This window comes from Streptomyces endocoffeicus (genome assembly GCF_016741935.1).
GTDB lineage: Bacteria > Actinomycetota > Actinomycetes > Streptomycetales > Streptomycetaceae > Streptomyces > Streptomyces endocoffeicus.
Map to the genome: position 1 here is coordinate 152,550 of NZ_JAERRG010000001.1, position 26,579 is coordinate 179,128.

28 protein-coding genes and 1 pseudogene are annotated in these 26,579 nt (G+C 71.4%); 10 read left to right on the plus strand and 19 right to left on the minus strand.

What is annotated here, in order from left to right; translation table 11 throughout:
• Positions 1 to 45: 45 nt before the first annotated feature.
• The 9 genes from JK364_RS00705 to JK364_RS00745 form a co-directional block, all read right to left on the minus strand.
• Positions 46 to 555: a hydrogenase maturation protease gene (locus tag JK364_RS00705; RefSeq protein ID WP_201846409.1), complete on the minus strand. Its 510-nt coding sequence runs from the start codon at positions 553 to 555 to the stop codon at positions 46 to 48.
• Positions 552 to 1,907: a Ni/Fe hydrogenase subunit alpha gene (locus JK364_RS00710; protein WP_201846411.1), complete on the minus strand. Its 1,356-nt coding sequence runs from the start codon at positions 1,905 to 1,907 to the stop codon at positions 552 to 554. Before JK364_RS00710 ends, JK364_RS00705 begins: the two co-directional genes overlap by 4 nt.
• The gene (locus JK364_RS00715) at positions 1,904 to 2,746 is read right to left on the minus strand and encodes an NADH-quinone oxidoreductase subunit B family protein (RefSeq protein ID WP_201846412.1); all 843 of its coding nucleotides are present in this window, start codon (positions 2,744 to 2,746) and stop codon (positions 1,904 to 1,906) included. The genes JK364_RS00710 and JK364_RS00715 overlap by 4 nt, the downstream gene beginning before the upstream one ends.
• Position 2,747: 1 nt before the next feature.
• Positions 2,748 to 3,560 carry an FAD/NAD(P)-binding protein gene (locus JK364_RS00720; RefSeq protein ID WP_201846413.1) on the minus strand — a complete coding sequence of 271 codons (813 nt, stop codon included), beginning with the start codon at positions 3,558 to 3,560 and terminating at the stop codon, positions 2,748 to 2,750.
• Positions 3,557 to 4,012, minus strand: coding sequence for a cyclic nucleotide-binding domain-containing protein (locus tag JK364_RS00725; protein WP_201846414.1), 456 nt, complete (start codon positions 4,010 to 4,012; stop codon positions 3,557 to 3,559). The genes JK364_RS00720 and JK364_RS00725 overlap by 4 nt, the downstream gene beginning before the upstream one ends.
• On the minus strand, positions 4,009 to 5,166 hold the full coding sequence (locus JK364_RS00730; RefSeq protein WP_201846415.1) for a 4Fe-4S dicluster domain-containing protein: 1,158 nt from the start codon (positions 5,164 to 5,166) through the stop codon (positions 4,009 to 4,011). The genes JK364_RS00725 and JK364_RS00730 overlap by 4 nt, the downstream gene beginning before the upstream one ends.
• Positions 5,160 to 5,621, minus strand: coding sequence for a hypothetical protein (locus JK364_RS00735; RefSeq protein ID WP_201846417.1), 462 nt, complete (start codon positions 5,619 to 5,621; stop codon positions 5,160 to 5,162). Before JK364_RS00735 ends, JK364_RS00730 begins: the two co-directional genes overlap by 7 nt.
• Before the next feature lie 217 nt (positions 5,622 to 5,838).
• Positions 5,839 to 6,945, minus strand: coding sequence for a M20 family metallopeptidase (locus tag JK364_RS00740; protein WP_201846419.1), 1,107 nt, complete (start codon positions 6,943 to 6,945; stop codon positions 5,839 to 5,841).
• 32 nt (positions 6,946 to 6,977) lie between these two features.
• A complete protein-coding gene (locus tag JK364_RS00745; protein WP_201846421.1) occupies positions 6,978 to 8,015 on the minus strand; it encodes a LacI family DNA-binding transcriptional regulator in 1,038 nt (345 codons plus the stop codon).
• 155 nt (positions 8,016 to 8,170) lie between these two features.
• Between JK364_RS00745 and JK364_RS00750 the strand changes: the two genes are divergently transcribed.
• From JK364_RS00750 to JK364_RS00785, 8 genes are all read left to right on the plus strand, one after another.
• Positions 8,171 to 9,055, plus strand: a complete 885-nt coding sequence (locus JK364_RS00750) for a BtpA/SgcQ family protein (RefSeq protein WP_201846423.1) — start codon at positions 8,171 to 8,173, stop codon at positions 9,053 to 9,055.
• Entirely contained in the window at positions 9,052 to 10,020 is a 969-nt protein-coding gene (locus JK364_RS00755; protein ID WP_201846426.1) for a carbohydrate kinase family protein, read from the plus strand. Before JK364_RS00750 ends, JK364_RS00755 begins: the two co-directional genes overlap by 4 nt.
• A complete protein-coding gene (locus JK364_RS00760) occupies positions 10,005 to 11,015 on the plus strand; it encodes a substrate-binding domain-containing protein (RefSeq protein ID WP_201846427.1) in 1,011 nt (336 codons plus the stop codon). Before JK364_RS00755 ends, JK364_RS00760 begins: the two co-directional genes overlap by 16 nt.
• Entirely contained in the window at positions 11,015 to 11,818 is an 804-nt protein-coding gene (locus JK364_RS00765) for an ATP-binding cassette domain-containing protein (RefSeq protein ID WP_230991242.1), read from the plus strand. Before JK364_RS00760 ends, JK364_RS00765 begins: the two co-directional genes overlap by 1 nt.
• Position 11,819: 1 nt before the next feature.
• Entirely contained in the window at positions 11,820 to 12,839 is a 1,020-nt protein-coding gene (locus tag JK364_RS00770; protein WP_201846428.1) for an ABC transporter permease, read from the plus strand.
• Complete coding sequence (locus JK364_RS00775) at positions 12,836 to 13,891, plus strand: phosphotriesterase family protein (protein WP_201846429.1); 1,056 nt, start codon at positions 12,836 to 12,838, stop codon at positions 13,889 to 13,891. Before JK364_RS00770 ends, JK364_RS00775 begins: the two co-directional genes overlap by 4 nt.
• Positions 13,892 to 13,986: 95 nt before the next feature.
• Positions 13,987 to 14,733, plus strand: a complete 747-nt coding sequence (locus tag JK364_RS00780) for a glutamine amidotransferase (RefSeq protein ID WP_201846430.1) — start codon at positions 13,987 to 13,989, stop codon at positions 14,731 to 14,733.
• Positions 14,730 to 15,356 (plus strand): TenA family protein, encoded by a 627-nt coding sequence (locus JK364_RS00785; RefSeq protein WP_201846431.1) that lies wholly within the window; start codon positions 14,730 to 14,732, stop codon positions 15,354 to 15,356. Before JK364_RS00780 ends, JK364_RS00785 begins: the two co-directional genes overlap by 4 nt.
• A gap of 21 nt (positions 15,357 to 15,377) precedes the next feature.
• Here the strand turns inward: JK364_RS00785 and JK364_RS00790 are convergent.
• From JK364_RS00790 to JK364_RS00820, 7 genes and pseudogenes are all read right to left on the minus strand, one after another.
• Positions 15,378 to 15,897 (minus strand): annotated as a pseudogene (locus JK364_RS00790) (nucleotidyl transferase AbiEii/AbiGii toxin family protein).
• Positions 15,894 to 16,253: a hypothetical protein gene (locus JK364_RS00795; protein ID WP_201848790.1), complete on the minus strand. Its 360-nt coding sequence runs from the start codon at positions 16,251 to 16,253 to the stop codon at positions 15,894 to 15,896. Before JK364_RS00795 ends, JK364_RS00790 begins: the two are co-directional and overlap by 4 nt.
• A 260-nt stretch (positions 16,254 to 16,513) precedes the next feature.
• Complete coding sequence (locus tag JK364_RS00800) at positions 16,514 to 17,026, minus strand: hypothetical protein (RefSeq protein WP_201846433.1); 513 nt, start codon at positions 17,024 to 17,026, stop codon at positions 16,514 to 16,516.
• Between the two features lie 225 nt (positions 17,027 to 17,251).
• Positions 17,252 to 17,437 (minus strand): hypothetical protein, encoded by a 186-nt coding sequence (locus JK364_RS00805; RefSeq protein ID WP_201849011.1) that lies wholly within the window; start codon positions 17,435 to 17,437, stop codon positions 17,252 to 17,254.
• 46 nt (positions 17,438 to 17,483) lie between these two features.
• Positions 17,484 to 19,052: a murein biosynthesis integral membrane protein MurJ gene (gene murJ, locus JK364_RS00810; RefSeq protein ID WP_230991384.1), complete on the minus strand. Its 1,569-nt coding sequence runs from the start codon at positions 19,050 to 19,052 to the stop codon at positions 17,484 to 17,486.
• A gap of 489 nt (positions 19,053 to 19,541) precedes the next feature.
• Complete coding sequence (locus JK364_RS00815; RefSeq protein ID WP_201846437.1) at positions 19,542 to 20,141, minus strand: ALF repeat-containing protein; 600 nt, start codon at positions 20,139 to 20,141, stop codon at positions 19,542 to 19,544.
• A 76-nt stretch (positions 20,142 to 20,217) separates the two neighbouring features.
• On the minus strand, positions 20,218 to 20,370 hold the full coding sequence (locus tag JK364_RS00820; protein WP_201846439.1) for a hypothetical protein: 153 nt from the start codon (positions 20,368 to 20,370) through the stop codon (positions 20,218 to 20,220).
• A 113-nt stretch (positions 20,371 to 20,483) separates the two neighbouring features.
• Between JK364_RS00820 and JK364_RS00825 the strand changes: the two genes are divergently transcribed.
• A complete protein-coding gene (locus JK364_RS00825; RefSeq protein WP_201846441.1) occupies positions 20,484 to 21,422 on the plus strand; it encodes a 4-hydroxybenzoate octaprenyltransferase in 939 nt (312 codons plus the stop codon).
• Positions 21,423 to 21,446: 24 nt separating this feature from the next.
• A complete protein-coding gene (locus JK364_RS00830; RefSeq protein ID WP_307841120.1) occupies positions 21,447 to 22,340 on the plus strand; it encodes an oxygenase MpaB family protein in 894 nt (297 codons plus the stop codon).
• Positions 22,341 to 22,396: 56 nt separating this feature from the next.
• Here the strand turns inward: JK364_RS00830 and JK364_RS00835 are convergent, their stop codons facing one another.
• Genes JK364_RS00835 through gcl form a run of 3 tightly spaced genes read right to left on the minus strand, consistent with a single transcriptional unit; the run spans position 22,397 to position 26,571 of the window.
• Complete coding sequence (locus tag JK364_RS00835; protein ID WP_201849013.1) at positions 22,397 to 23,509, minus strand: glycerate kinase; 1,113 nt, start codon at positions 23,507 to 23,509, stop codon at positions 22,397 to 22,399.
• A gap of 59 nt (positions 23,510 to 23,568) precedes the next feature.
• Entirely contained in the window at positions 23,569 to 24,768 is a 1,200-nt protein-coding gene (gene alc / locus JK364_RS00840; protein WP_201846443.1) for an allantoicase, read from the minus strand.
• 24 nt (positions 24,769 to 24,792) lie between these two features.
• The gene (gene gcl / locus JK364_RS00845) at positions 24,793 to 26,571 is read right to left on the minus strand and encodes a glyoxylate carboligase (RefSeq protein ID WP_201846445.1); all 1,779 of its coding nucleotides are present in this window, start codon (positions 26,569 to 26,571) and stop codon (positions 24,793 to 24,795) included.
• Between the last annotated feature and the right edge of the window lie 8 nt (positions 26,572 to 26,579).

Sequence of the window (26,579 nt, forward strand, 5' to 3'; positions counted from 1 at the left end):
CCCCGAACGGCCCAGGTGGCGCACCACGTTGCCACGCCAGGCGGACTATGCCCTTCCCCGGCCGTCGGTCAGGGCGCTCGCGTGCCGAAGCCGGTGGTGCGCCTCGCCGATGGCCTCGGCCACGTGACGGATCAACTCGGGGAGCGCGTCGGCCACCGCGGTGCTGAGCCCGCGGCCGAGGCCGAAGTCCTCCCCTTCCACCGCGTGCACCGTGAGCTCCTCGGGCATCCGGTCGAGCGCCGCGGCCAGGGCGAAGGTCTCACCGAGTCCGAGGGCGTGGGTACTGGCGGAGCGCGCGGCGCATCGCGCGGCCCGCTCCGCCGTCAGGGTGTGCAGTCGCCCCGGCTGCCCGGGGTGGGCGTGCACCACTTCGACCACGACAACGGCGTCCTGACGGTGCCAGAGGCCGAGCATCCTCCCGGGCTCGCCGTCGCTGTCGGTCAGCACCGTGCCCTCGGGCACTCGGCCACGCAGGGCCTCGATGACGGCCGGGCCCGCTCCGTCGTCCCGGCGGAACGGATTGCCCACGCCGATGACCACGACCCGGCCCGTCATCCACGCTCCACCGTCAGGTCCAGAAAGTGCGCGGAGCAGGAGATGCACGGGTCGTGGTTGCGGACGCCCCGCTCGCACAGTGCGGTCAGCTCCTCGTCGCCGGGCGGCTCGCCCGGCCCGTCCAGGCGGGACTGCACCTGGCGACGGAGGTCGTACTCGATGGCGGCCTGGTTCTGCGCGGTGGGCGGCACGATACGGGCGAGGGTGATGGTGCCGTCGGCGTCCATGGCGTAGCGGTGGTAGAGCAGCCCGCGCGGCGCCTCGGTGGCCGCGCAACCGGTCGCCAGGCGCGGTGGCACCGCGACGTACGGCCGGGAGGGCGGCTCGTAGGCGTCGATGATCCGCAGCGCCTCGGCCACGGCGTGGGCCACCTCGACGGCGCGGACGATGATGCTCCGGAACGGATTGCGGCACACCGCGCCGGTGGCCGGATCGCCCAGCCCCGCCCCCCGCGCGGCGTCGAGGGCCGAGGGGTGGAGCCACCGCCCGCTGACCGCGTACCGGGCCAGCGAACCGGTCAGGTAGTGGTGACCGTCCAGCTCCGACACCAGGGCGGTCGAGTGGCGGACCTGCCGTTCCACCACATGGCGCTCGAACTCCTCCACCGGAAGAGTTCGTACGGGGGCAGGGCCGTCCGAGCCCGCCCCCGCGGCCATGACGGCCGGAGTTCCGGAGTCGATGGCGTACCGGCCGGGGTCGCGCATCGCCAGCAGCGGGCCGTCGTACGTGGCGTCGGGGAAGTCGAAGCCGGCCACCCAGCGCACGGTCTCCAGCGCGTCGTCATGGGCCCGGCGCAGCCGCTCGGCCAGCGGGGCGAGTTCGGCCGGGGCGGGTACGCGGTAGAAGCCGCCGACGCGGACGTTGATCGGGTGGATGGCGCGGCCACCGAGTTGCTCCATGACGGCGTTGCCCGCCTGTTTGATCCGCAGGCCGCGTTCCACCGCCGCGCGGTGCTCTCGGGCGAGCTCGACCGCGCTGGGATGGCCGAGGAAGTCGGGGGCGTGCAGCAGGTGGATGTGCAGGGACTGGCTCTCGATCCATTCGCCGTAGTAGAGCAGCCGCCGCAGTTGCGCGAGCGGTCCGTCGACCGTCACCCCACAGGCCCGCTCGATGGCCTGACATGCGGTCGTTTGGTACGCCACCGGGCAGATTCCGCAGATCCGTGAGGTGATGTCGGGTGGCTCGCCATGGCCGCGGCCGACGAGGAAAGCCTCGAAGAAGCGCGGCGGCTCGTAGATCCGCAGTCGCAGCTCGGCGACCGTCCCGGCGCGCACGGCCAGGTGGAGTGCCGCTTCCCCCTCCACTCGGGCGAGTGCGTCCAGACGCAGCACACGGGATCCGCGGTGGCTCATCGAGGCTCTTCCTCCGCCGGGGGCTCGTGGGCCTCCCGGGCCGCGAGCTCGGGTACGGGGCCGTATTCGGGCGAGGCGGCGTTGAAGGTGCGGAAGACGCGCACGATGTCCCGCTCGGTCATACCGTCGTGCCGCAGCTCTCGCACCATGGCCTCCAGGTTGGGATGAGCCATCGGCCCGAAGCAGCCGTAGCACCCGCGCCCGTAGGCGGGACAGAGGGCACCGCACCCCGCATGGGTGACTGGCCCCAGGCACGGGATGCCCTGGGCGACGGTGATACAGGTCGTGCCGCGCCGCTTGCACTGGAAGCAGACGCTGTGGCTGGAGATGTTGGGCTTTCGCTCGGCCAGAAAGGCCGTGATCACTTCCAGTAGCTGGCCGCGGTCGATCGGGCAGCCGCGCAACTCGAAGTCGACCGGTACATGCGCCGAGATGGGGGTGGAGGTGTCCAGGGTCGCGATGTACTCAGGACTGGCGTAGACCGCGGCGCGGAATTCCTCGACGTCCGCGAAGTTGCGCAAGGCCTGAATGCCGCCCGCGGTGGCGCAGGCCCCGATGGTGACCAGGCGACGGGAGATCCGCCGGATGTGGTGGACGCGCCGGACGTCCTCGTCGGTGGTGATGGACCCGTCCACCAGGGAGAGGTCGTACGGTCCGGAACCCGCGAGGGTGGCGGGCTCCCGGGAGTCCTCCGCGCTGGACATCTCGAGGAAGTGCGTGATGCGCACCCGGTCGGTGAGCGGGAGCAGTTCGTCCTCGCAGTCGAGCAGGGTCAGCTGGCAGCCGTCGCATGAGGCGAACTTCCACACGGCGAGGGAGGGGCGGCGGTCGGGTTCCATGTCACAGCTCCCTGACGGCGAGCAGGGGCCGGGCGCGGTCGCAGCCGACCACCGGGCCGTCCCGGCACAGCAGCAGCGGCCCGAGCTGGCAGTGGCCGCAGTGGCCGGTGCCGCAGCGCATGTTCCGTTCCAGTGACACCTGGGCCCGGCGCGCGGGCAACCCGCGGGCGAGCAGCGCCCCGGCGGTGTGCCGGATCATCACCTCGGGGCCGCAGAGCAGCGCGGCGGTCCGATCGGGGCGCCAGCCGACCCGGTCCAGCAGGGTGGTGACCACGCCCACGCTGCCACGCCAGCCTTCGCCGGGCCGGTCGACGGTCACCTCCACCTGGGCCGAGGCACGCCGCCAGTGCTCCAGTTCCTCCCCATAGAGAAGATCCTCAGGGGTGCGGGCCCCGATCAGCACATGAAGGCGGCCGTAGTGCCCGGGGTGGTCGAGCACATGACGCACCACCGGGCGCAGCGGGGCGAGCCCGATACCACCGGCGATCACCAGGACGTCCAACCCGGCTGCCGCGCCGAGATCCCAGCCGGTGCCGTAGGGGCCCCGCAGGCCGATCGCGTCCCCCGCCCTGAGCCGGCACAGCGCACCGGTGACCGCGCCGATGGCGCGCACGGTGTGCACCAGACGGTGACCGTCACCGATCACGCTGACCGAGATCGGCACCTCACCGACACCGAAGGCGTACACCATGGCGAAACGGCCCGGCGAGAACTCCGGCAGCGCCCGCCCCACCGGTGCGACCTCCAGCGACACACAGTCCGCGGTCTCCGCCGAAACGGCGGTCACCCGGTACGGCAGGGGCACGGTGGTCACGGCGGGACGCTTCCGTGCGGCGTGTACAGGTCGAGCAACCGCAACCGGGTGGCCTGGAGCCGGTCGGCGATCAGTGCCGCGCACCGCAGCATCAGCTCGTACCCGAGCTCCGTATCGGCCATGCACAGCTCACGCACCTCGGCTGCGGGAAATTCCCAGGTCCGCACGGTCCCCAACGCACGGGCCCCCAGATGCCAGCGATACGGCGGAAAGATCCACGACCAGCCGAGCTGCTGCCGCGGCCCGAGGGTCTCCACCACCTGGGCCCGACGGCCGGGAACGTACACATCGAGGGCGACCTCGCCGGAACGGATCAGCCAGAACCGGTCGGCGACACCGCCCTCGTCGAACAGGGTGCTGCCGGCCCGGAAGTCCCGCTCGTCGGCGAGCGTGAACAGCCGGTCGCGCTGGACCTGCGGAAGGGTGTCCAGCAACAGGGGCCACCCGGTCATCGTGGCTCGTCCTCCGTACGCCGAGTCCAGTCGTGCAGGGCCGCGGCCTCCTCGGTGATGTCGATGGCGACCGGACACCAGACGATGCACCGACCGCATCCCACACACCCCGACGACCCGAACTGGTCGTACCAGGTGCCCAGTTTGTGGGTGAGCCACTGCCGGTAGCGGCTGCGCGGCGAGGCGCGGACGGGTCCGCCCGGCAGATAGGAGAAGTCCAGGTCGAAGCAGACGTCCCAGACCCGCCAGCGCTCCGCGTGGTCCCCGGTCAGGTCGGTGACGTCCTCGGTGGTGGTACAGAAGCAGGTGGGGCACACCATGGTGCAGTTGCCGCAGGTCAGGCACCGGGAGGCGACGTCGTCCCAGCGGGGTGCCTCCAGCGTTTCCGCCATCAGCCGCCGCATGTCGGTGTCCGGCATCGTGCGGCCCATCCGCTCGGCGGCGGACGCGACGGCGCCCGCGGCGGCCCGGCAGACGGCCTCCGGGGCCGGTTCGCCGGGCAGCTCCGCCAGGATCTCGGCCCCCTCCGGGCTGCCGGCGCGGATCCAGAACCGGTGTCCCTCGTCGTCGGCCAGTTCGGTCAGCACCAGGTCGTACCCGGGCCCGGCGGCGGGACCGGTGCCCATCGAGACGCAGAAGCAGGTGCCCCCGGGCTCGGTGCACTCGACCGCCACCAGAAACGCCCCGGACCTCCTGCCCCGATAGACCGGGTCGGAGTGCGGCCCGGCGGTGAGAATCCGGTCCTGGACGGCGATGGCCCGCAGATCGCAGGAGCGGACGCCGAGGAAGGCGAAGCGAGGAGGAGTGGTGTCGTCCGCCTCGATGACCAGCTCTCCGCCCGCGCGTTCGGCCGTCCACTGGCGGACCCGGGCGGGGTGCAGAAACGTCTTCCACGACTGCGGACCGGCCGCGTTGGCGAAGGCCGCGCCATCCGTACGCGACCGCAGCCGGTACTGCCCGGCTTCGAGGTCCACACCCCATCCGTACGGCAGCTGAGCAGCGGATTCCAGCTCTGCCAGCACGATGGCACGGTCCCGGACCGTGGGGCCGATCACCGTGTACCCGCGCGCCCGCAACACATCGACCAGAGCGGCCAATCCGTCCGTGCCGATCACGGCTCCCTCGGCCGAAGGAAGCGTCGCCGCACTCACCACAGTCCACCTCGGTCATCGCCGAACAACAAGGCCCATGTGTGCACACATCCCGCCCTGAGTGCGGGAATTCCGGCCCCGACACGGCCGTGATCGGCCAAATGCGCGGGGCGCCACCACTGTGTGCCAACGGCGCCAGCCATCTGGAGCTCGAGTTCCGCGAGGTCGGTCAGCCGTACCGCGCGTTCGGCGGCCTGGTCGGACTCCGCCGAGGCCAGCGCCCTTGCGCACGCCACGCGGACTCGCAGTGGGCGGTCCTCGTCCAGGGCCATCGCACCGAGCTGGGCGACAAGTTCTCGGTCCTCAGGGACATCGCAGGCGTAGAGGCACTGCCCGGCTGCGGACACGGCGCCATCGTCGACGACGTCGCCGTTCACGGCGCGCAGCGCGGCGGTGATCAGTGGAGCGTCCGCAGCCTCGGCGTGGTAGAACGCAGCAGGTTGAGGAAGGCGGCGCACGGGTCCGGGTTCTGGTCCGCCGTCCGTTCAGGGGTGCCACATGTTGGGCCTTGCTGGAGCCCTTGGGGGTAGGGAAGAGGACGTCGGTCCGGTCGGCGACGAGGCCAGCCGCGGACCGTCCGTTGTCGGGCGGCGCCGAGCGGGAGTCGTGGCAGCACACGGCACCCGTGGAGGTGGTCCGCGGACCCGGGCCCGGGACGGCACCGCGCTCGTCCGGCTACCAGCGCCGCAGCAGCCGGTGCATCGCCTCCGCGGACTCGGTCATGGCGGCCAGCGAGCAGGATTCATCGGTGACATGGGCCTGATCCGGGTCGCCCGGTCCGTACACCACCACCGCCGGATCGCCGAGCCGGCCGGTCAGCACCGAGGCGTCGGTGAAGTAGGTCGCGTACTCGGCCGGGCGGGCCGAGGAGCCGGGGGCCAGGATTTCCCGCGCGGTGGCGGCGGCCGACGGGGCGGTGGCGACGCCAGGCAGGTCCAGCAGCGGTTCGAGGGCGATCCCGTCGCCGCACAGCCGGGCGATCTCCGCGATCGCCTCGTCCCGTCCGAAGCCGGGAACGGTGCGCACGTCCAGCCGCATCTCGGCGCGGTCCGGCACCAGGTTGGGCTGCTCGCCCGCGTGGAACGTGCCGATGTTGACCGTGGCCGGGCCGTGGGTCGGGCTCACCGGCCAGTCACGGTGCCCGTGGATCCTGCTCGCCGCGGCGGCGAGCGCGGCGATCGCGTTGCGGCCCAGCTCCGGGCGGGAACCGTGCGCGGAGACCCCACGGGCCGTCGCGGCGAGCCACAGCACGCCCTTGTGGCCGAGGACGGTCCGGTTGCCGGTCGGCTCGGCCACGATGAGCAGGTCGGTGGGGGTGAGTGACGCCGCGTCGATCTCCTCGGCCCCATGGCAGCCGGTCTCCTCGCCGAAGGTGAGGATCAGCTGTACGGCGGTGTCCCGCGGGCTTTCCCGGGCGGCCCGTATCGCCGCCTCGACCTGGCAGGCCACACCCGCTTTCATATCGCTGCTGCCGCGGCCGAGCAGCCGGCCGTCGCGCAGTTCCCCGCTCATCGGGTCGAACGACCAGCCCGACGGGTCGGCGGGCACGGTGTCCAGGTGTCCGGTGAAGGTGACCGGCACCCGTGGTGCCTCGGGCCCGAACCGGGCGACGACGTTGGCCCGGCCGGGTATCGGCTCCTCGACCCGGACGTCGAACCCGGCGCCGTCCAGCCGGTCCGCCACCAGTGCGGCGGCCGGTGCCTCCCCGCCGCCACGGGTGTCGATCCGCACCAGCCGCCGCGCGAGGTCCGTCGCACCGCGCCAGGTGTCCGCGTCGTCCATCGGGGTCCTCCTGGGGTTGTGGTGAGTCGCCGTCATATGCGGTCCGGGGGCGCTTGGGCGGCCCGGGTGCTGTCGCGCACCACCAGGGTCGGCACGAGTGAGATACGCGCGTGCGGACCGCGCTCGGCGTCCTTGGCCAGGCCGGCCGCGGCCAGCAGCCGTACCGCCTCCGCGGCGATCCGGTCACGGGGCTGATGGACCGTGGTCAGGGCCGGTTCGGCAAGCCGGGAGAACTCGATGTCGTCGTAGCCGGTCACCTGCACCTGCTGGGGCACCGCGAAACCGTGGGCCCGGCAGGCGCGGGTGGCCCCGAGCGCGATCAGGTCATCGGCGCATACGAGCGCGTCCGGAAGGTCGCCCTCCGCGATCAGCCGGGCCACGGCTGCCTCGCCCCACTCCACGCTGTAGTCCCCGAGCAGCACCTGGTCCGGCTTCACCTCGATGTTCAGCTCCTCGGCGCGCCGCCGGAACCCGGCGAACCGCTGCTCCGTGGAGGAGTGGGTCATCAGCGAGCCGATGAAGGCCGCCGACCGCGTCCCGCCGTCGTGGAGGTGGTCCATGACCTGCCGCATCGCGGCGACGTCGTCGACGCCCACCCAGTCGGTGGTGGTGCCGTCGACGAACCGGTCGAGCTGGACGAGCGGCAGCCGGTCCGCGGTCTGCTGCACGGCGGGCCGGCTGTCGACGCCGTGGCTCGGGCTGACGATGATGCCGTCGACGTTGCGCGCGGCGAGCGAGGCCAGCCGGCGCGCCTCGATCCGCGGGTCGGAGCGCGCGTCGCACAGGAACAGCTCCTTGCCCTCCTTCCCCAGGGCGTGTTCCACGCTCTCCACCAGGGAGGTGAAGAACGGGTTGGTGATGCTGGGCACGACCATCCCCACGGTGTCGGTACGACTGTTGCGCAGCGCCCTGGCGATGACATTGACCTGGTAGCCCAGGTCGTCGGCGGCGCGGCGGACCTTGCGCTCGACCGCGGCCGAGACCTGGCCCCGGCGGGAGAGCACCCGCGACACGGTGGCGGTGGAGACACCGGCCCGCTCGGCGACCTGAGCGATCGTGACCCGTTGCAATCGATTACCTTCCTGCCGGGAAACCTGGCGGTCACATGGCTCCAACGCCGATGTGACCTGACGCGTTGAATCAGCATAGAGCCTTGACACGGCACCTGACCCCTGCCTACGGTCCTCCGCAACTCAGCTGTAATCGATTGCATTGAGGTGGCGCGATGACGACGTCCGGGAGCACGAGTGGCCTTGGGGTGTTCCCTCCCCGGCCGAACGCGATCAAGGAGCTGTTCGGCACCCCGAAGGTCGTCATCGGCGTGGTGCACCTGCCGCCGCTGCCCGGCAGCCCGCATTACGAGGGCGCCCCGCTGGACGAGATCTGCGCCTTCGCGGTCGAGGAGGCGCGGGCCTATCTGGAGGGCGGCTGCAACGGGCTGATCGTGGAGAACCACTGGGACATCCCGTTCCTCAAGCCGGGCGAACACGGTTATGAGACATCCGCGGCGATGGCCGTGGTGACCGACCGGGTGCGGCACGCCGTGCTGGAGGGGGCCGGCGGCAGGCTCGGAGTCAGCGTGCTGTCCAACGCCGCCGAGTGCTCCATCGCCTCCGCCTGGTCCGGCGGCGGCGGATTCGTACGGGTCAACCAGTGGGCCAATGCCTATGTCGCCAACGAGGGCATCATCGAGGGCCAGTCGGCACACGCCAGCCGCTATCGCAGCCGGATCGGCGCCGGCCCGGTCAAGGTCTTCGCCGATGTGCACGTCAAGCACGGTTCGCACGCCATCGTCGCCGACCGCACACTGGCCGAACAGACCGAGGACGCCGAGTTCTTCGGCGCCGATGTCCTGATCGCCACCGGCTCCCGGACCGGGGACGCCGCCTCACTGGAGGAGGTCGAGGGCATCTCCGCCCACACCACCCTGCCCGTGGTGATCGGCTCCGGTATCACCGCGGGCAACATCGGCGGTCTGCTGCCCGCCTGCGACGGGGTGATCGTCGCGTCCTCGGTGAAGGACAACGGCCGCTGGTGGGGCCGGGTCGACCGGGCCAAGGTCCGCGAGCTGACCACCGCGGCGGCCAAGGCCGGAGTGGTGCTCCCGTGATCGTCTTCTGCGGGTACGCCAACATCGACCTGACCGTCGGTGTGCCGGCGCTGCCCGCTCCCGGTGACCGCGTGCAGGCGACCGCCATCCGCCACGGCCACGGCGGGATGGCCGCCAACGCCTCGGCGGCCGCGGCCCGGACGGGGGCCGACGCGTGGTTCGCCGGTGTGGTCGGACCGGAGCCGCGGAGCACGGCGTTCCTCGCCGCGCTCGCCGCCGACGGGGTCCGCACCGACTGGACCGCCCGCACCGGCACCCTCACCACCGCCGTCGTACTGCTCACCCCGGACGGCGAACGCGCCGTCATCAGCCAGGACGACGAGCTGGACGCCCGGCACATCACCCGTACGGTACGGGCCGCGCGCGAGGCCGGGGCGGACTGGCTCTACCTCGACGGCTATCGTTTCCCCGGGGCCGCCGCCGCGCTGGCCGAGGCCGCCGCCGACGCCCCGCCCGGGGTGCCAGGACCGGGCCTGGTGGTGGACCTCGACGGCTGCGACGGGGCGGAGGCGATGCGCACCGCGCTGTCCGCGGCCGATCACGCCGTCGTCGGCCGGCCGCTGGCCGTCGCGCTGCTGGGCGGAGAACCGGCCCTGGTCCGGGCCGCCGCCGACATGGACGTCCATCTGGTCGTGACCGACGGTTCGCGCGGCTGGACCCTGCTGACCCCGGCCGGTGAACGCCACGACGGTCCGGCGATCGAGGTCGACACGGTCGACGCCACCGGGGCCGGAGACTGCTTCACCGGCGCATACTGCGCCGAACTGGACCGGGGCCGGTCCCCGCTGGAGGCGGCGCGCTTCGCCGCCGTCGCCGCCGGTCTGTCCTGTACCCGGCCCGGCGCCCGTGACGGGCTGCCCGACCGGCGGGCCATCGACGCCTGGCTCGCGGCCCACCCCACCCCCGGAACCCCGGAGCCGACCCGCACCCAGTTGGACAAGGAGAGCAGATGCGCCAGAAAGTGACGGCCGTGGTCGCGCTGGGCCTGCTGCTGACGACCGTCGGCTGCGACACCCAGGCCCGCCGCGAGATGGCGGCCGAGAAGAAGACCACCGAGCAGGGCCCGCCGCCGCCCGCGGAGGTCGCCCGCTCCTGTACCGTCCGCGGCCACGCTCCGAAGATCGGTATCGTGCCCATCAACCTCCAGGCGCTGTTCTTCAACCAGATCAACACCGGCGCCCGGACCGTGGCCCACAAGGCCGGGGTGAAGACCCAGATCGTCAACGGCAACGACGACTCCGCCACCCAGGCCAACGCCATCGACGATCTGGTGGCCAACCACTACGACGCCATCATCGTGGACGCGGTCGACACCGAGGGCATCAAGCCCGCCATCCGCCGGGCCAAGGCGGCGGGCGTGCCGGTCGTCGCCGTGGACGCCACCGTCGACGACCCCGCGGTCTCCGCCCAGGTCGGCGTCGGCAACGCGGAAGGCGGCCGGCGGATCGGCGAGGCGCTGCTGAAGACGGCCGGCAACCGCGGTGGGATCGGTGTCGTCGGCGCGCTCAACAGCACCATCCAGAACGAGCGGCAGAAAGGATTCACCAACACCGTCACCGCCAAGGGCATGAAGATCCAGAACGTGGTCGACGGCCGCAACATCCAGGAGAACGCCCAGACCGCCGCCGAAAACCTGCTCACCCGCGACCCCGGCCTGAAGTACGCCTACGCCACCGGCGAGCCCGCCCTGATCGGCCTGGCCGCCGCCGTGGTCAGCCAGCACCGCACCAAGGACCTCAAGGTCGTCGGATGGGACCTGTCCAGCCAGGCCGTCGACGGGCTGCGGGCCGGCTGGATCACCGGGGTGCTGCAGCAGAACACCTTCCGGTTCGGCTACGAGGCCATGAACTCCGCGATCGACCTGGCCTGCGGCCGCACCACCCGCCGGCAGGTGCCCGTGCCCACCCAGCTGGTGACCCCGGACAACGTCAAGAACTACCTCTACTACCTGGAGAAGTGATGGGCGAGAGCGCGCTGGTCTCCCTGCGAGGAATCACCAAATCGTTCGGCGCCGTCCGCTCGCTGCGCGGCGTCGACCTGACCCTGGCCCCGGGCGAGGTGCTCGGCCTGGTCGGCGACAACGGCGCCGGGAAGTCGACCCTGATGAAGGTCCTGGCCGGTGCGGTCCAGCACGACAGCGGACAGATCTCCATCGACGGCCGCGACGTCCGCTTCACCAGCCCCGCCGACGCCCGCCGCGAGCGGGTCGGCATCGTCTACCAGGACCTCGCTCTGTGTGACACCCTCGACGTGGCCAGCAATCTGTTCCTCGGCCGTGAACCGCGCAGAGGCCCCTTCATCGACCGCGCCACGATGCACGCCCGAGCGGCAGAAACCCTCTCCGAACTGCACGTCCGGGTGAAATCCACCTACCAGGAGATCGGCGAGCTGTCCGGAGGGCAGCGGCAGGCCGTGGCGATCGCCCGTGCGGTGTCGTTCCGGCCGCGCGTACTGATCCTGGACGAACCCACCGCCGCGCTGGCCGTCGCCGAGGTCCGGCAGGTGCTGAAGATGATCCGCGACGTCGCCGCCCAGGGTGTCGGCGTCATCCTGATCACCCACCGGCTGCAGGACCTGTTCGAGGTCTGCGACCGGATCACCGTGATGTACGAGGGACGCAGCGTCGAGGACGCCCCGATCTCCGATCTCGACATCGAACGGCTCGTCGCCATGATCACCCGATCCGGCGCCACGAACGGCGGGCCCGGCACCGGCGCCAACACCGACACCGACACCGACACCGACACCGAGGAGGTGGCCTGACATGAGCGCCGACACCGCGATGCGCACCACCGCCGTACTGGGCCGGCCCCCGGGCCGCTGGCAGCGCGCCAACAAGGCCACCCTGGCCATGCTCGGCGTGGGCGTCGCGCTCTTCCTCGGCTTCGGCATCGCCGCCCCCAACTTCCTGACCTTCACCAACCTGGCCAACCTGGCCACCCAGGTGGCGATCACCCTGATCGTGGCGGTCGCCATGACCTTCGTGATCAGCACCGGGCAGATCGACCTGTCCGTGGGATCGATCCTCGCGTTCACCGCCACCTGCTCCGCCGAGATGCTGCAGGCCGGCTGGGACTCCTCCGTGGTGATCGTCGTGGCGCTGCTCGGCGGGCTCTTCTGGGGCGCCGTCAACGGATGGCTGTCGGCCTATCAGAAGATCCCCCCGTTCATCGTCACCCTCGCCACCATGTCGGTGGTCCGCGGCCTGGCACAGCTGTGGACCAAGGGGTTCTCCGTCCCCATCGACGCCCGGCTCTTCGTCGCCAAGCTCGGCGACGCCGCCTTCCTCGGACTGTCCGCACTGGCCTGGATCGCCCTGGCCACGGTCGCCGTCGGAGCGGTCCTGCTGTCGAAGCTGCCGTTCGGCTCCTACGTCAACGGCATCGGCTCCCAGGAGGAGTCGGTACGACGAGCGGGGGTGAACACCGCCCGGATCAAGATGATCACGCTGATGCTGACCGGTGTGGCCGCCGGTATCGCCGGGCTGCTCACCGCGGCCAGGCTGGGGTCCGGCTCCGCCAACTCCGGACAGGGCTTCGAACTCACCGTGATCGCCGCGGTCGTGCTCGGTGGCACCAATCTGTTCGGCGGCCGGGGCACCGTACTCGGCACCGTCATCGGCGCCCTCATCACCGGAGTCATCGCCAACGGCCTCAACCTGCTCGGCGTGAGCCCGTTCCTCACCCCCATCGTCACCGGACTGGTGCTGCTCGCCGCGATCTGGCTCAACCTGCGCGGCCGGGCGATGGCCGATCTGTTCGCCCATCTGACGGGCCGCTCATGAGCGGCCCCTCCCCCCGCACCGTGACCACGGTGACCGGGCCCGTGCCCAGCACCGGGCTCGGCCTCACCCTCACCCATGAGCATCTGCGCAACGACATCCGCAAGGCCGTCACCACCCCGGCCGACCCCCGGCTCGGTCATCTGCGCGACGCCCGCACCACGCCCGGACTGGCCTGGCTGCTGCGCGAGCAGCCCTACGCCTGCCTCGACCACTGTGTGCTCGACGACACCGAAGGGATGCTGGCCGACCTGCGCGCGTTCGCCGCCGGCGGGGGCGGCACGATCGTCGACGTCACCCCGGGCGGACTGGGCCGCGACCCGGCGGCGCTGCGCGCGTTCTCCGAGGACAGCGGCGTACGTGTGGTCATGGGCAGCGGCTGGTACCTGGAGCCCTACCATCCCCGGCCACTGTCATCGGCGGACGAGCGCGGCCTCGCCGCCGCATTGCTGGCCGAGTTCACCGAGGGCGCCGACGGCACCGGGATCCGGCCGGGCGTCATCGGCGAGATCGGGGTCTCCCCGCGGTTCACCGAGGGCGAGCACACCGCGCTGCGCGCCGCCGCACGCACCCAGCGCGAGACCGGTGTCCCGCTCTACATCCATCTGCCCGGCTGGCAGCGCCGCGCCCATGAGGTCCTCGACCTGGTACTGGGAGAGTACGGGGTGGCACCGGCCGCCGTGGTGCTCTGCCATATGGACCCCTCGCACGCCGACCCGGACTATCAGCGGTCGGTGGCCGACCGCGGCGTCTGGCTCGAATTCGACATGATCGGCATGCCGTTCCACTACCCCGGCGAGGGGCAGTCCCCGGCACCCCACGAGACCGCGCACGCCATCGCCGGGCTCATCGCCCGCGGACACGGCGACCGGCTCCTGCTCAGCCACGACGTATTCCTCAAGAGCATGCTCACCGCCTACGGCGGCAATGGCTTCCGCTACGTACCCGAGCTGTTCCTCCCCCGCCTCGTCGAGCACGGCGTGCCCCGGCGGACCGCCGCGGGCCTGCTGCGCATCAACCCGGCCCGGCTGTTCGAGCACGCCGCCGCGTCCTGACTCCCCGACTCCCCGACCACCGTCCCGGCGTTCCGCCCCATCCCCGTATCCCCGTATTCCCGTATCCCCGCATCCCCGTTACGAAGGAGCACCCTGTGAGCCGCGTCCTGATAGCCGGTGAGAGCTGGATCTCCCAGTCCACACACATCAAGGGGGTCGACTCGTTCACCACCAGTGCCTATGTGACCGGAGTCGAGCCGTTGCGCCGGGCGCTGGAGGGCCGCGGGCACGAGGTCACGCACCTGCCCGCGCATCTGGTACCCGGGGAGTTCCCGGGCGATGCCGAGGCGCTCGCCCGCTACGACGTGGTCATCCTCTCCGACATCGGGGCGAACTCCCTCCAGCTCTCCCCCGAGGTGTTCGAGCGGGGCACACCGGGGGCGGACCGGATCGGCGCACTGCGCGGATGGGTCGGTGACGGCGGCGGGCTGCTGATGGTCGGCGGCTATCTCTCCTTCACCGGTTTCGAGGGCAAGGCCGCCTACCGCAACACCGCGCTGCACGAGGTGCTGCCGGTCGAGCTGCTGCCCGAGGACGACCGCGTCGAACTCCCCGCGGGTGGCCGCGCGTCGGCCGTCGGTACCGGTCATCCCGCCCTCGGCGGGGTGACCGGCGAATGGCCACCGCTGCTCGGCTACAACCGCGTCCGGTCACGTCCGGGCGCCGAGGTCCTGGCCACTCTGGGCGGCGACCCCCTGGTGGCGGTGGCCGAGTACGGCGCGGGACGCTCGGCGGTCTTCACCTCCGACTGCTCCCCGCACTGGGCGCCCGCGGCCTTCTGCGAGCAGTGGGACGGCTACGCCCGGATCTTCGGCGGCCTCGTCGAATGGCTCTCCCGATGAGCCGGTCCGAGCGGCTCCTGAAGGCCGCCGCCCCGCTCATGGAACAGGCGCTGCGCATGCGCTTCGTCACCGAGGTCACGGCCGGCACGATCAGCGACGCCGACTACGCCGACTACCTGGAGATCGAGGCCGCGTTCGTGGAGACGGCCACCCGGCTGCACGGACTGGCCGTGTGGGGCGCCCCCGACCGGACGGCGCTGGAGCGCAACGCCCGTGCGGTCCATGTGCTGACCACCACCCAGGCGGACTACTTCCGCGAAGCCCGCGCCGCCTGGCCCGTCCCCGCCCGGCCGGACGCCGCCCGGCGGGCCGAGGTGCTGTCGCGGTACGCGCTCGACGTGGCACGGGAAGGCGGCTACCCGGCAGTGATGACCATGCTGTTCGCCGCGGAGACCCTCTACCTCACCTGGTGCACCCGGGCACACGAGCGCGGCGCCGTCCCCGACGGCGCGATGAGCGCCTGGGTGGCGCTCCACGCCGACCAGGCGTTCCGGGACGGGGTACGGGCACTCGCGGCGGAGGTCGACGCCCTGCCGGACGGCATCCCCCAGGAGCGGCTGACCCGCTGGTTCACCGGCATGCTGGAGGCGGAAATCGCCTTCCACGACGCGGTGTTCGGATGACCGGGCCCCGGCGGGGGCCGATCAGTCGTCCGTGCTCTCCTCGTGCAGCCGCTGGGTAAGGTCGTCGGCCCAGTCCCGAGCCCAGGCTCGCAAGGTGGCCGTGTCCGCCTCGGTGAGGCCGTAAGCGATGAACTCCTCGTCCTCGTACCACTCCGCACCCGCCAGACGCGCCTGGAGATCCTCGAGACAGAACTCGTCGCGGGCGTGGCGACGGCCGAGTCGCTCCAGGTCCACGGTGGTGTGGAGGCGGGAAGCGGCGTGGACGTCGATGAGGTCACGCACGGCGCCCGAGGCGGCCGGAGAGCGGGTCCACACCCACCTCCCTCACCCGCCAGCCGCGCTCGGCCAGCCCGGCGATGAGGGAGCGGGTGATCTCCGCCATGGGTGCGGGGTTCTCCGTGGCCACGTCGAGGTCCTGGCTGAGCCGGTCGACCAGGCCGTGCGCCTGGACCGCGTACCCGCCGGTGATGACCAGGGGGTAGGGGGTGCCGATGGCCAGGACGTCGGAGAGGAGCCTACGGTGGAGATCACTGAGGTTCACGCCGCGGCTCCCGAGCGGGCCGAAGCCAGTTCGGGGAAAGCCTCCTCCCACACGTCACGGATGGCCCGGCTGATCAGCGTGCGCAGGACGGGCCACTGGTCGATGAGGAGATCCCGGTTCAGCAGGGCGATCAGGTCATCGTGCTGCCCTTCGGCGAGCACCGTGCGGTACATGCTCATCCTCGACCGCGGTCGGTCCAGATCGAACCGCGTCAGTCCCGACCACGCCACATGCAGCGGCAGCTGGACGGAGCCATGGGCCGGCCCGGCCAGCCGGCCGAGCGCGTCGGGGAGCCTTCGCGCGTAGCGCTGCCGCAGCACCTCGGCAGCGGGCGGGGACGGCTCAGCGGCAGGCATAGCGGACATGCCACCAGTATGAATGACGCGGGCCGTCCGGGCCTCACACCCGGCGAGGACGCCCATCCGTTCTTCTTCCGCCCCCACACCCCGGTCGGCCGGTCCCGGTGCCCCGGGCACCCCGATCACTGTCCAGTTATGAGCGGCCCCGGCCGCCCCGCGCCCCTCCCTGGAGGACCGCATGGCACGCACCAAGCCCGTCATCTGGCCGGTCCTGCCCAAGGAGCCTCGGCGCGCCTTGCGCCGCACGCGGGCCGGGGTCAGCCGGCCGTCTTCACCTTGGTCGCCTTGGCAACCTGGCAGGTCTTCGGCATGGCGGCGGAGTCGCCCTTCCACGCGGTGGAGGCGAGCGCGCTCTTCATGGCTCCGGCTTGGACGGGCTGGTTGGTGAGGGTGGTGTAGACCGCCTGGTCGGGATGTGCGGAGTTCAGGAAACGGACCTTGACGGTGTAGGCGTAGTCCGCCGCGCCGTTCGCGTTGTCGAGCTGGACTACCGCGAACAGCTTGGCCGCGTCGCGCAGCTGGCACGACTTGATGCTGACCTCGACTTTGGACGTCACCGCCTGAGCGGTGCCGGATCCGCCGGTCGACCCGCTCGCCGAGGCGGACGGCGACAATGTGGTCTTCGAACTCGGCGAGCCGCCGCTCGTGCCCTTATTCCCGTCCTTCCCGGCGTCGGACGACGCATCGCCCGATCCGCCGCTGGAGCAGGCCGAGAGAGCGAGAAGGGCGGCGGCGAGCGCGCCGAAAGCGGCGACGCGAGGAAGATGCATAGTAAAAGGTCCCCCGTCAGGACACAGGTTCGCCGGACGGACCGGCCGAGTCCGCTTCACGCTACACGTGCCGCGATAGCCACGTGCCAAGCGGCTGAGCGATCACTGGGTGACCCCGGAGGATGGTCTTGCGCTCGACCGGGGTGCCGACGGCCGCCGAGCAGCGCCTGTCGGCAATGTCCTGTCTACGAGGGCAGGCGGTCCTGGCGATTCGGCATGCCGGACTCAGCGGCTGGTGCCGCTGGCGTCGAGGGTGTCGGTCTTGACCGGCGGCCGCACATCCATCGGCTTGTCGAAGGCACTGAACGATGTGGTGTTGTGATGGTCAACGCCCTTGTAGACGACCACGCTCATGACCCACCGCCTCACCTGCGGCCGCTGGTCCCAGCCGGTCACGGTGTTCTCGTACACACGAACCGCCTGATCGATTCCTCGGCTCAGTCTGATCGTGCCGGGGTCATCCCAGCCCTGGCAGGTTGCGCAGTTCCCCAATTCGCAAGAGTCGTGCAAGGAGCAGGAACAGCAGCAGCATGGTGATGCCGCCCGCAGTCAGTGCGAGAGCTGGTGTCCAGGAGACAGATGCCAGGCTGTGACTGCAGGAGCGGGCGATGAGCCACCCGGTCGAACCGGCCCCGGTGGCGGCCGCGGTCAGTTTGGCGTAGGTGCGGCAGATCCGCCGACCGTCGAGCAGCCCCTCGGTGCGTTGCCGCAGCCGTAGAGCGGTCAGCAGCAGACCGATCGCGTAGGACAGGCTGTACGCGGCGGCCATCCCGGTGACCGCACAACGGGGAGACAGCAGAAGATGGCAGGCCACAGCGAAAGCGATGTTGATGCCGTTGATCCACAGCGCTATGCGGAACGGTGTGCGGGTGTCTTCGAAGGCATAGAAGCCGCGCAGCAGGAGGTATTGAGCGGAGAATGGGATCAGTCCCAGGCCGAAGGCTTGCACCATGTGGCCCAGGGGGATGGTTGCCGCGGTGTTGGCAGCGCCGTGGGCGAACAGCAGTTGCGCGATCTGCGGGCCGAAGGCGACGAAGAAGAATGCCGCTGGAACGATGATGACGCCGCTGGTCCGCAGTGCTCGGGAGAGGTCGGCACGCAAGTCCTCGACACGGTGCTCGGTCACTGCCCGGCTCATGCGCGGAAGAAGAGCGGTGACAAGGGAGACGGTGACGATCGACTGGGGCAGCATCCAGATCTGCTGGCCGTAGCTGTAGGCGGTGTAGCCGACCCCGTCGTGGGGCAGGGCGGCGTCGGCGGAGGAGGCCAGGCGGGTGACCACCGTGCTCGCCACGAGGTTGGCCAGTACGAACAGCAAGGTCCAGCGGGCCGCGTTCACGCTCTTGCGCAGGCCGGTGCCCCGCCAGTCGAAACGCGGTCGAAGCCGGAATCCGGCTTCGCGGGCGTAAGGGATCAGGGCGAGCGCCTGGAGGGCCAGGGCAGTCGTGGTACCGATGCCGAGCAGCCGGACCTGGGCGTCCGTGATGTCCGTGGCCTTTTCGGGGGCGGTCATCATGCCGACGTACAGGCCGAACATGGTGATCAGAATGAGGTTGTTCAGAACCGGGGTCCACATCATCGCCCCGAACCGGTTCCGGGCGTTGAGGACCTGGCCGAAGATGCTGAACACGCCGTAGAAGAAGATCTGCGGAAGCAGGAAGCGGGCGAAGACGACCGTCAACTCGAATGCGTCGTGGGTGGCAGGTGTGTCGCGCTGGTAGACGCTGATGATCGCGGGAGCGGCCCATGTGGCCAGCGCGGTGCCGACGCCGAGGACACACAGCACGAGGGTGACCAGACGCTGTTCGAAGGCGGCTCCGCCGTCGGGGTCTTCTGTGCGGGCCCTGACCAGCTGCGGGACCAGGACGGAGTTCAGCGCACCACCGATCAGAAGGAAGTACAGGCTGGTGGGCACCGTGTTGGCCTGGTTGTAGGTGGTGGCCAGCAGCCCGGTGCCCAGTGCGGCGGCTTGCAGCACTTGCCGGATCAGTCCAGTAGCGCGCGAGACCACCGTCCCGACCGCCATCAGCGCGGACGAGCGCAACACTCCGCTGCCACCCTGGCCCCGCTTGGGTGCGGCATGCCTTCTGCGTCCGGTGCTTGACCGCTCTAACGCTTCGGGTGATGTCTCCTCGCTCATGGGCACAATTTACGACGAAGCCGCATGGGTTGGTCACTGATCCCAGGGCCCGCGTCCGTGTTCGTCCTGACCGGAGACGACGTCACCTTCACCCACCGGAGCCTGCTCGTGACCGGACTCGGGGAGGACGGCGACCTGCTCATGATCGGCCACCCGCCCGTTCGGGACGTCCTGGCCGTGACAAGCCCCTATTACCGCTACACCTGGGGCCGGCGCCTGCGCCCGTTCGACGGCCACGTCCTCGCCGAGAGCATCACCCAGCCGCTGGGGCCGGTTCGACGACCCGAACCTGGCCGACGTCGTCGCCAGCCAGACCGGACAGGACGCGGGTGTACGGGACTACGTCCTAGGCGCCCCGGGCGCAGCCCGCATCACCTAACCGGCCACCTCGTACTGCCCCACCTCACGGAAGTAGCGCAGGGTTTCCGGGGAGCCGTCGTCGAGGGCGGCGTTGGCTGCGGCGCGCAGGGCGTCACTGATGTTCGGAGCCGCGAGCATGCGAGCTATGTAGACGGCGTCGTCCTCGGCTTGGGCCAGTCGGTAGCCGGTCTCCAGCCAGGTGCGCATCTCCTCCGGGGAGTTGTTGTCGAGGAGCTTGTTGGCCTCCTCGATGACGCGCTTGTCATTGTTCTGCGTTGCCCCGTGGAGGATGCGGGCGATGGCGACCCGGTCGTCCTCGGCCTGAGCCAGTCGGTAGCCGGTCTTCAGGAAGGTGCGCATGTCGTCCACGGTGCCGTTGAGGGCCTCATTGGCCTCTCGGGCGACCCCCCGGCCGCTTCCCTCGTCCGCCAGGATGGCGGCGATCGCCGCACGCAGTTCGTCCTCCGACATCTCGTCCACCGGTGTGTCGGACGTGGTCGCCACGGTGGTGGTGACCGGGGCCGCCGAATCGTTGGCAAACGCCGGGGCGGTGAAGAGGAGGGCTGGGGTCAGGGCGGTGGCCACGACGAGCAGAACGGCACGCGTCGGTCTCATGAATATACGCCTCCGTGTTCGAACTTCGGGTATGCAGATGATCACCCATGCGCGCCAAAATCGCACGAGGAATCGGTTAGTCCGGAAAAACACACCCGCCGTCGCCGACGCCGTCGGTCACCGAATACGGGAAGCCGGCGCCCCGGTCCAGGTCACCCACCATCACATCGACCGGCCGCCGGTCCCCCGCGAACACCCGGCGGCCCGACTGCCCGTTCCGCGCGGTCATGGCGTACGTCGAGGAGCGGCGCGGCCGGAGCCCCGGTGCGGGTAACTCGCCCCAGCCGAGGCTAGGTTGGCCCGATAGGCAGGTAATCCCCCCGGAAAGGGACATGAATGGGTATGACCGTCGCCTCACAAGCCCAAGCCTCGGCTCAAGTCCCGGCCCAAGGCCGTGCCGCCCGGTTGGTGGGGCGGGCCCCCGCCGGGGTGCGGCCGTATCTGGAGTTGTTGCGGCTGGACCGGCCGGTGGGGGCCTGGCTGCTGGTGGTGCCCGGATGGATCGCCCTGGGAGCGATCGCCGGGCCCCGGGACGGGGGCCTGCTCGGGCTGCTGCTCCTGGTGTACGGGGTGCTGTCGAGAGGGTCCGCCAGCGGGCTCAACGATGTGCTGGACGCGCGGTTCGACGCACAGGTGCCGCGTACGGCGGGGCGGCCCGTCGCCTCCGGGCGGCTGGCGGCCGGGCGGGCGCTGGTGCTGTGTGTCGTGGTGGGGGCCGTCGCTCCGCTGGTGATGGGGTTCTGGAGTGTGGAGGCCGTGGTGTGGGCGGCGGCCGGGGCGCCCCTCGCGGCGGTGTATCCGTATATGAAGCGGGTCACCCACTGGCCGCATGTGTGGCTGGGGATCACCATCAACTGGACGGTGCCGCTGGTGTACGGCCTGCTCACCGGAGGGCTCGGGGGCGGGGGCGGGGTGCTGTACGGGGCGCTGATCTGCTGGGCCGTGGGGACGGACGTGATCTACGCCTGCCAGGACCGGGAGGCCGATGTGCGGGCCGGGGTGCGGTCGGCCGCCGTGCTGCTCGGGCGCCGTAGCCGGGTGCTGGTGGGCGGCGTGTACGCGGGGTGTGTGGCGCTGCTCGCCTGGTTCGGGGTCGTGGCCGGGCTCGGGCCGCTGTACTGGCCCGGGCTGTGCGTGGTCGCGGGGCAGTTGGGGTGGCAGGTATGGCGGGCCGACCCCGCGGACGTCGGAGCCTGCGGGCGGGCGTTCGGCACCAACCCCCTGTGCGGACTGCTCATCCTCGTGGCCGTGCTCGCCGGGCGGGTCGGTACCCTCGGCTGAGCGACACGGCCCCTGGAGGTGCTGGTGGGACTGCGGGAACGGATCGCGGCGGAACTCACGGCGACCATGCACGGCGGGGATCTCAAGCTGGAGCGGTACGCGGGGCCGCCCGGGGATCCCGGGCTGTTCGGGATCGCGCCGGGGGACCCGGTGTGGCGGGTGCACGGGCAGGCCACCGGGATGCTCACCGGGGGGTTCGCCGCGCTCATGCTCCAGTCGCTGCATCCGCTGGCCATGGCGGGGGTCGATCAGCACTCCGACTTCCGCGCCGATCCGGTCGGGCGGCTGAACGGAACCGTACGGTTCATCACCACGACCACCTTCGGCTCCTCGGCCGCCGCCCGCGAGGTGATCGACCTCGTCCGGCGGATCCACACCCGGGTGCACGGCACCGCCCCCGACGGCCGGCCGTACCGCGCGGACGACCCCGACCTGCTCACCTGGGTGCACACCGCCGAGGTACGCAGCTTCCTCGCCGGCCACCAGACCTACGCACCCCGGCCGCTCCGGCTGACCCCCGCCGAGTGCGACGCCTACTACCGCCAAGCCGCCCCCGTGGCCGAGGCGTTGGGCGCGCGGAACGTACCGCGCACGTCCCTCGAGGCCGAGCGCTACCTGACCCGCCTCCGCCCCCAACTCCACGCCACTCCGGCCGCGTTGGACTCGGTACTGTTCCTCCGCCGCTTCGGACGCACCCGACGGGAGCGGCTGGTCGCAGGCCTGCTCACGAACGCCTCCGTCGGACTCCTCCCCGACTGGGCCCGCACCGAACTCGGCATCCACCGCCCGGCCCCCGTCCGCACCGGCTGGGACCGGCCCCTGGCGACGGCCGTCGGACGCACCCTCCAGTGGGCGCTCGGGCCCTCCCGGATCCAGGCCGCCGCACGGGGGCGGCTGGCGGGGGCGCGGCAGGGATGACGTCGGCCGTGCCCGGACCTGGGCACGGGATGAGCCACGATGTGGCCGCGCCGGCTTCAGACGGGCAGGAAGTCGCTCGCTATGCGCGCCGCCGTCCGCTCCAGCAGGGGCCCCGCCTGCGCGAGGCAGCGGGGGATGTCGGGCTCCAGTTCGGTCAGGGCGTAGGCCCGATGGATGCCGACGGCCTTCAAGGAGTCGGGGTCCAGGGACAACCGGCCGCAGACGGCGACCACGGGCAGGCCGTGCGCGCGGGCCCGGGAGGCGACGCCCGCCGGTGCCTTGCCGTGGAGGGTCTGGTCGTCCAGGGAGCCCTCACCGGTGATCACCAAATCCGCTCGGGCCAGGGCCTCGCCGAAACCGAGCAGGTCCAGCATCACCTCCACTCCGGGGCGGAACCGGGCCCGCAGTGCGGTGAGGGCGCCGAAGCCGAGTCCGCCGGCCGCCCCGGCTCCGGGTTCCTCGGCCGTGCCGAGCGCTCCGCACGTTCGCGCGTAGTGGTGCAGGGCGCTCTCGAGGATGTCCACCTCCTTGGGGGAGGCGCCCTTTTGGGGCCCGTAGACCGCGGCCGCGCCCTTCGGCCCGAGCAACGGGTTGTCGACGTCGCTCGCCAGTACAAGGTCCACCTCCGCGAGCCGGGTGTCGAGTCCGGACAGGTCGGCCTTCGCGAGCCGGGCCAGGGCCGCCCCGCCGGGGCCGACCGGGGCGCCGGACGCGTCCAGGAACCGCGCGCCGAGCGCCGACAGCATCCCCGCGCCACCGTCCGTCGTCGCACTGCCGCCGACGCCCAGGGCGATCGAACGGGCCCCGGCGTCCAGCGCGGCGCGCAGTACTTCGCCGGTGCCGTACGACGTGGCGGTGAGCGGCGCGAAGACGTCCGCCGGGAGGTGTCGCAGCCCGGACGCCTCGGCCATTTCGACGACCGCGGCGCCGTTCCGCAGGGCGTAGGCGGCGGTCACCGGCGTGCCCTCGGGTCCGGTCACGCGTATCTGGCGTCGGCCGAACCCGGCCGCGACCGCGGCGTCCACCGTCCCGTCACCGCCGTCGGCGACCGGTACGGACGCGACCGACGCGTGGGGGGCCGCCCGCCGGAGCCCGGCGGTGAGCCGTTCGGCTACCTGAGCCGCGGTCAGCGACCCCTTGAACTTGTCCGCCGCGATCAGTACGCGCACCCGTTTTCCTCTCCTTCCGGGCCGGGCGGCGATCCGCCCGGCGTCGTCCGCCGGTGCGGTCAGGGGGCTGTCGCCACCAGGTCGCGTACGCGGGCGGCCACGGACGGCTCGCTCCCCTCCAGCGCTTTGGCCAGTCCGTCCGGATCGGTCAGCGGGCGCCTGTCGACGACGCCCCGCGCCCATTCCGGTGGAGCGCCGCACTCGGTGATCAGGACCCGAACCGCCTGGGCGGCGGGCAGCAGGTCGAACCAGCGGAGCCCGAGCGTGGCGAGGCCGGCGGGGGTGGGCTCGCCGAACAGCCGGAGCCGCGCCAGGCCACCGTCGGGATAGATGTCGAGCTTGACGTGGCTGACGGGGCGGGAGGCGTCGATACGGAAGCGGTGCCGGGTGTCCCGCTGCAGCCGGGTGCGCGGCAGCAGGTCGAACCAGGCCCCGGGATCGTCGGGGTCCGCCACCGCGGCGTCGATGCCCCGCAGCCGTGCCGAACCCGGGGAGTTACCGATGAAGTACGAGGTGTCGAGGGCCGCTTGGGCGAGGTGTCCGGGCGCGGCGAGTTCGACGATCACCCAGTCGTTGCCGCCACCGCGGCGTCGGCGGGTTTCCCAGCCGTCGCCCATCACCCGGGGCAGCCCCGGGGACAGCACGTTGTTGGGCGGGGAGTAGAAGCGGTCACTGGCGTCGACGACGCGGCCGCCGTTCTCCACCGCGCCCAGGTCCCAGGCGGAGCCGGTGAGGAACCGCGGGTCCGGGATCACATTGCCGTGGACACGCAGCCGGGCCACCCCGCCGTCGGGGTGGATGTTGAGGCGGACGTGGGTGAAACGCCGGTCGGCCTCGACCTCGAAGTGGTGTTCGGTGTCTCCGCGCAGCGGGCTCGGCGGAACGATCGGAACCCATTCGGCCTCTTCGAGTTCGGCCGGCGTGGGATAGCCCTCGGCGGCACACGCGTCGAGCGAACAGGACTCCGGATAGTTGCCGGTGAAGTGCGCCGTGTCGACGACGACACCGCGGATCACGCCCGGCGCGCCGAGCCGTACGACGGCCCAGTCGTGGTCGCCCGCCTCGTATTCGGGGCGGCGGCGCCGGGTTTCCCAGCCGTCCATGATCTGACCCTTGTGCCCGAAGGTGTGGGGCTGGAACACGGGTGCCGTGGGGCGCAGCAGATTTTCCTTCTCGGCGAAGAACTCGTCGTTGGCCGCGACGACACCGCCGCCGAGGGCGCGGGCGGCGAGGTCGGGAAGCCGGGTGAAGTCGCTCATGCTCTCTCTCCTGTTCCCGAGGGGTCAGCCGAGGGCCACGCGGACCGCCGTCGGGGCGTGGTCGGGGCCGGTGGCCACTTCCTCGAACTCCGTGACGTTGTCGAGTTCGGTTCCCATGGACACATTGGTGACGCGTTCGAGGATGACCTCGACGACCACCGGTACCCGGTACTCGGCCATGAGCTTCTTGGCCTCTTCGAGGGCGGGCGCGATGCGGTCGGGCTCGAAGACGCGGACGGCCTTGCAGCCCAGCCCTTCGGCGACCTTGACGTGGTCGACGCCGTAGCCGCCCACCTCGGGGGCGTTGACATTGTCGAAGGACAGCTGGACGCAGTAGTCCATGTCGAAGCCGCGCTGCGCCTGGCGGATCAGACCGAGGTAGGCGTTGTTGACGACGACGTGGAGGTAGGGGATCTGGAACTGGGCGCCGACGGCGAGTTCCTCGATCATGAATTGGAAGTCGTAGTCGCCGGAGAGGGCGACGACGGTGGCGTTCGGATCGGCGGTCGCGACGCCCAGGGCGGCGGGCACGGTCCAGCCCAGCGGCCCGGCCTGGCCGGCGTTGATCCAGTGCCGGGGGCGGTAGACATGGAGCATCTGCGCGGCCTGGATCTGGGAGAGGCCGATCGTGGAGACGTAGCGCGTGTCGGGCCCGAACGCCTTGTTCATCTCCTCGTAGACCCGCTGCGGCTTGACCGGCACCTGATCGAAGTGGGTCCTGCGGAGCATGGTGGCCTTGCGCTGCCGGCAGCTGTCGGCCCAGTCGCCGCGGTCCCTGAGGGCTCCGGCGGCCTGCAGCTCCCTCGCCGCCTCGACGAAGAGCTCCAGCGCGGGCCCGGCGTCGGAGACGATGCCGTAGTCGGGCGGGAAGACCCGGCCGATCTGGGTGGGTTCGATGTCGACGTGGACGAAGGTACGGCCCCGGGTGTAGGTGTCGACGCCGCCGGTGTGGCGGTTCGCCCAGCGGTTGCCGATGCCGAGGACGAAGTCGGACTCCAGCAGGGTGGCATTGCCGTAGCGGTGGGAGGTCTGCAGACCGACCATGCCCGCCATGAGCGGATGGTCGTCGGGGATGGTTCCCCAGCCCATCAGCGTGGGCACCACCGGCACCCCGGTCAGCTGGGCGAACTCCACCAGCAACTCGCTCGCGTCGGCGTTGATGATGCCGCCGCCGGCGACGATCAGCGGCCGTTCGGCGGCCTGGAGCAGCTCGACGGCCTTGTCGATCTGCGCCCGGGTGGCGGCCGGCCGGTGGGCCGGAAGCGGCTCGTATGTCTCCAGGTCGAACTCGATCTCCGCCATCTGGACGTCGATCGGCAGATCGATCAGCACCGGACCGGGCCGGCCGGAACGCATGAGGTGGAACGCCTGCTGGAGGGCGCCGGGCACCTGCGCGGGCTCCAGCACGGTCATCGCCATCTTGGTCAGCGGCCCCGCGATGGAGGCGATGTCGACGGCCTGGAAGTCCTCCTTGTGCAGCTTGGCCACGGGTGCCTGGCCGGTGATGCACAGGATCGGGACCGAGTCCGCGGCGGCCGAGTACAGACCGGTGATCATGTCGGTGCCCGCGGGGCCGCTGGTGCCCACGCAGACCCCGATGTTCCCGGCGTTCGCACGGGTGTAGCCCTCGGCCATGTGCGAGGCCCCCTCCACATGACGGGCGAGGACATGCGTCAGGCCGCCATTGGTGCGCATCGCGGAGTAGAAGGGATTGATCGCCGCACCGGGCAGGCCGAAGACATGGGTGGTTCCCTCACGCTTGAGGATCTCCACCGCCGCCTGGGCCGCGGTCATTCGAGCCATGGGGATGC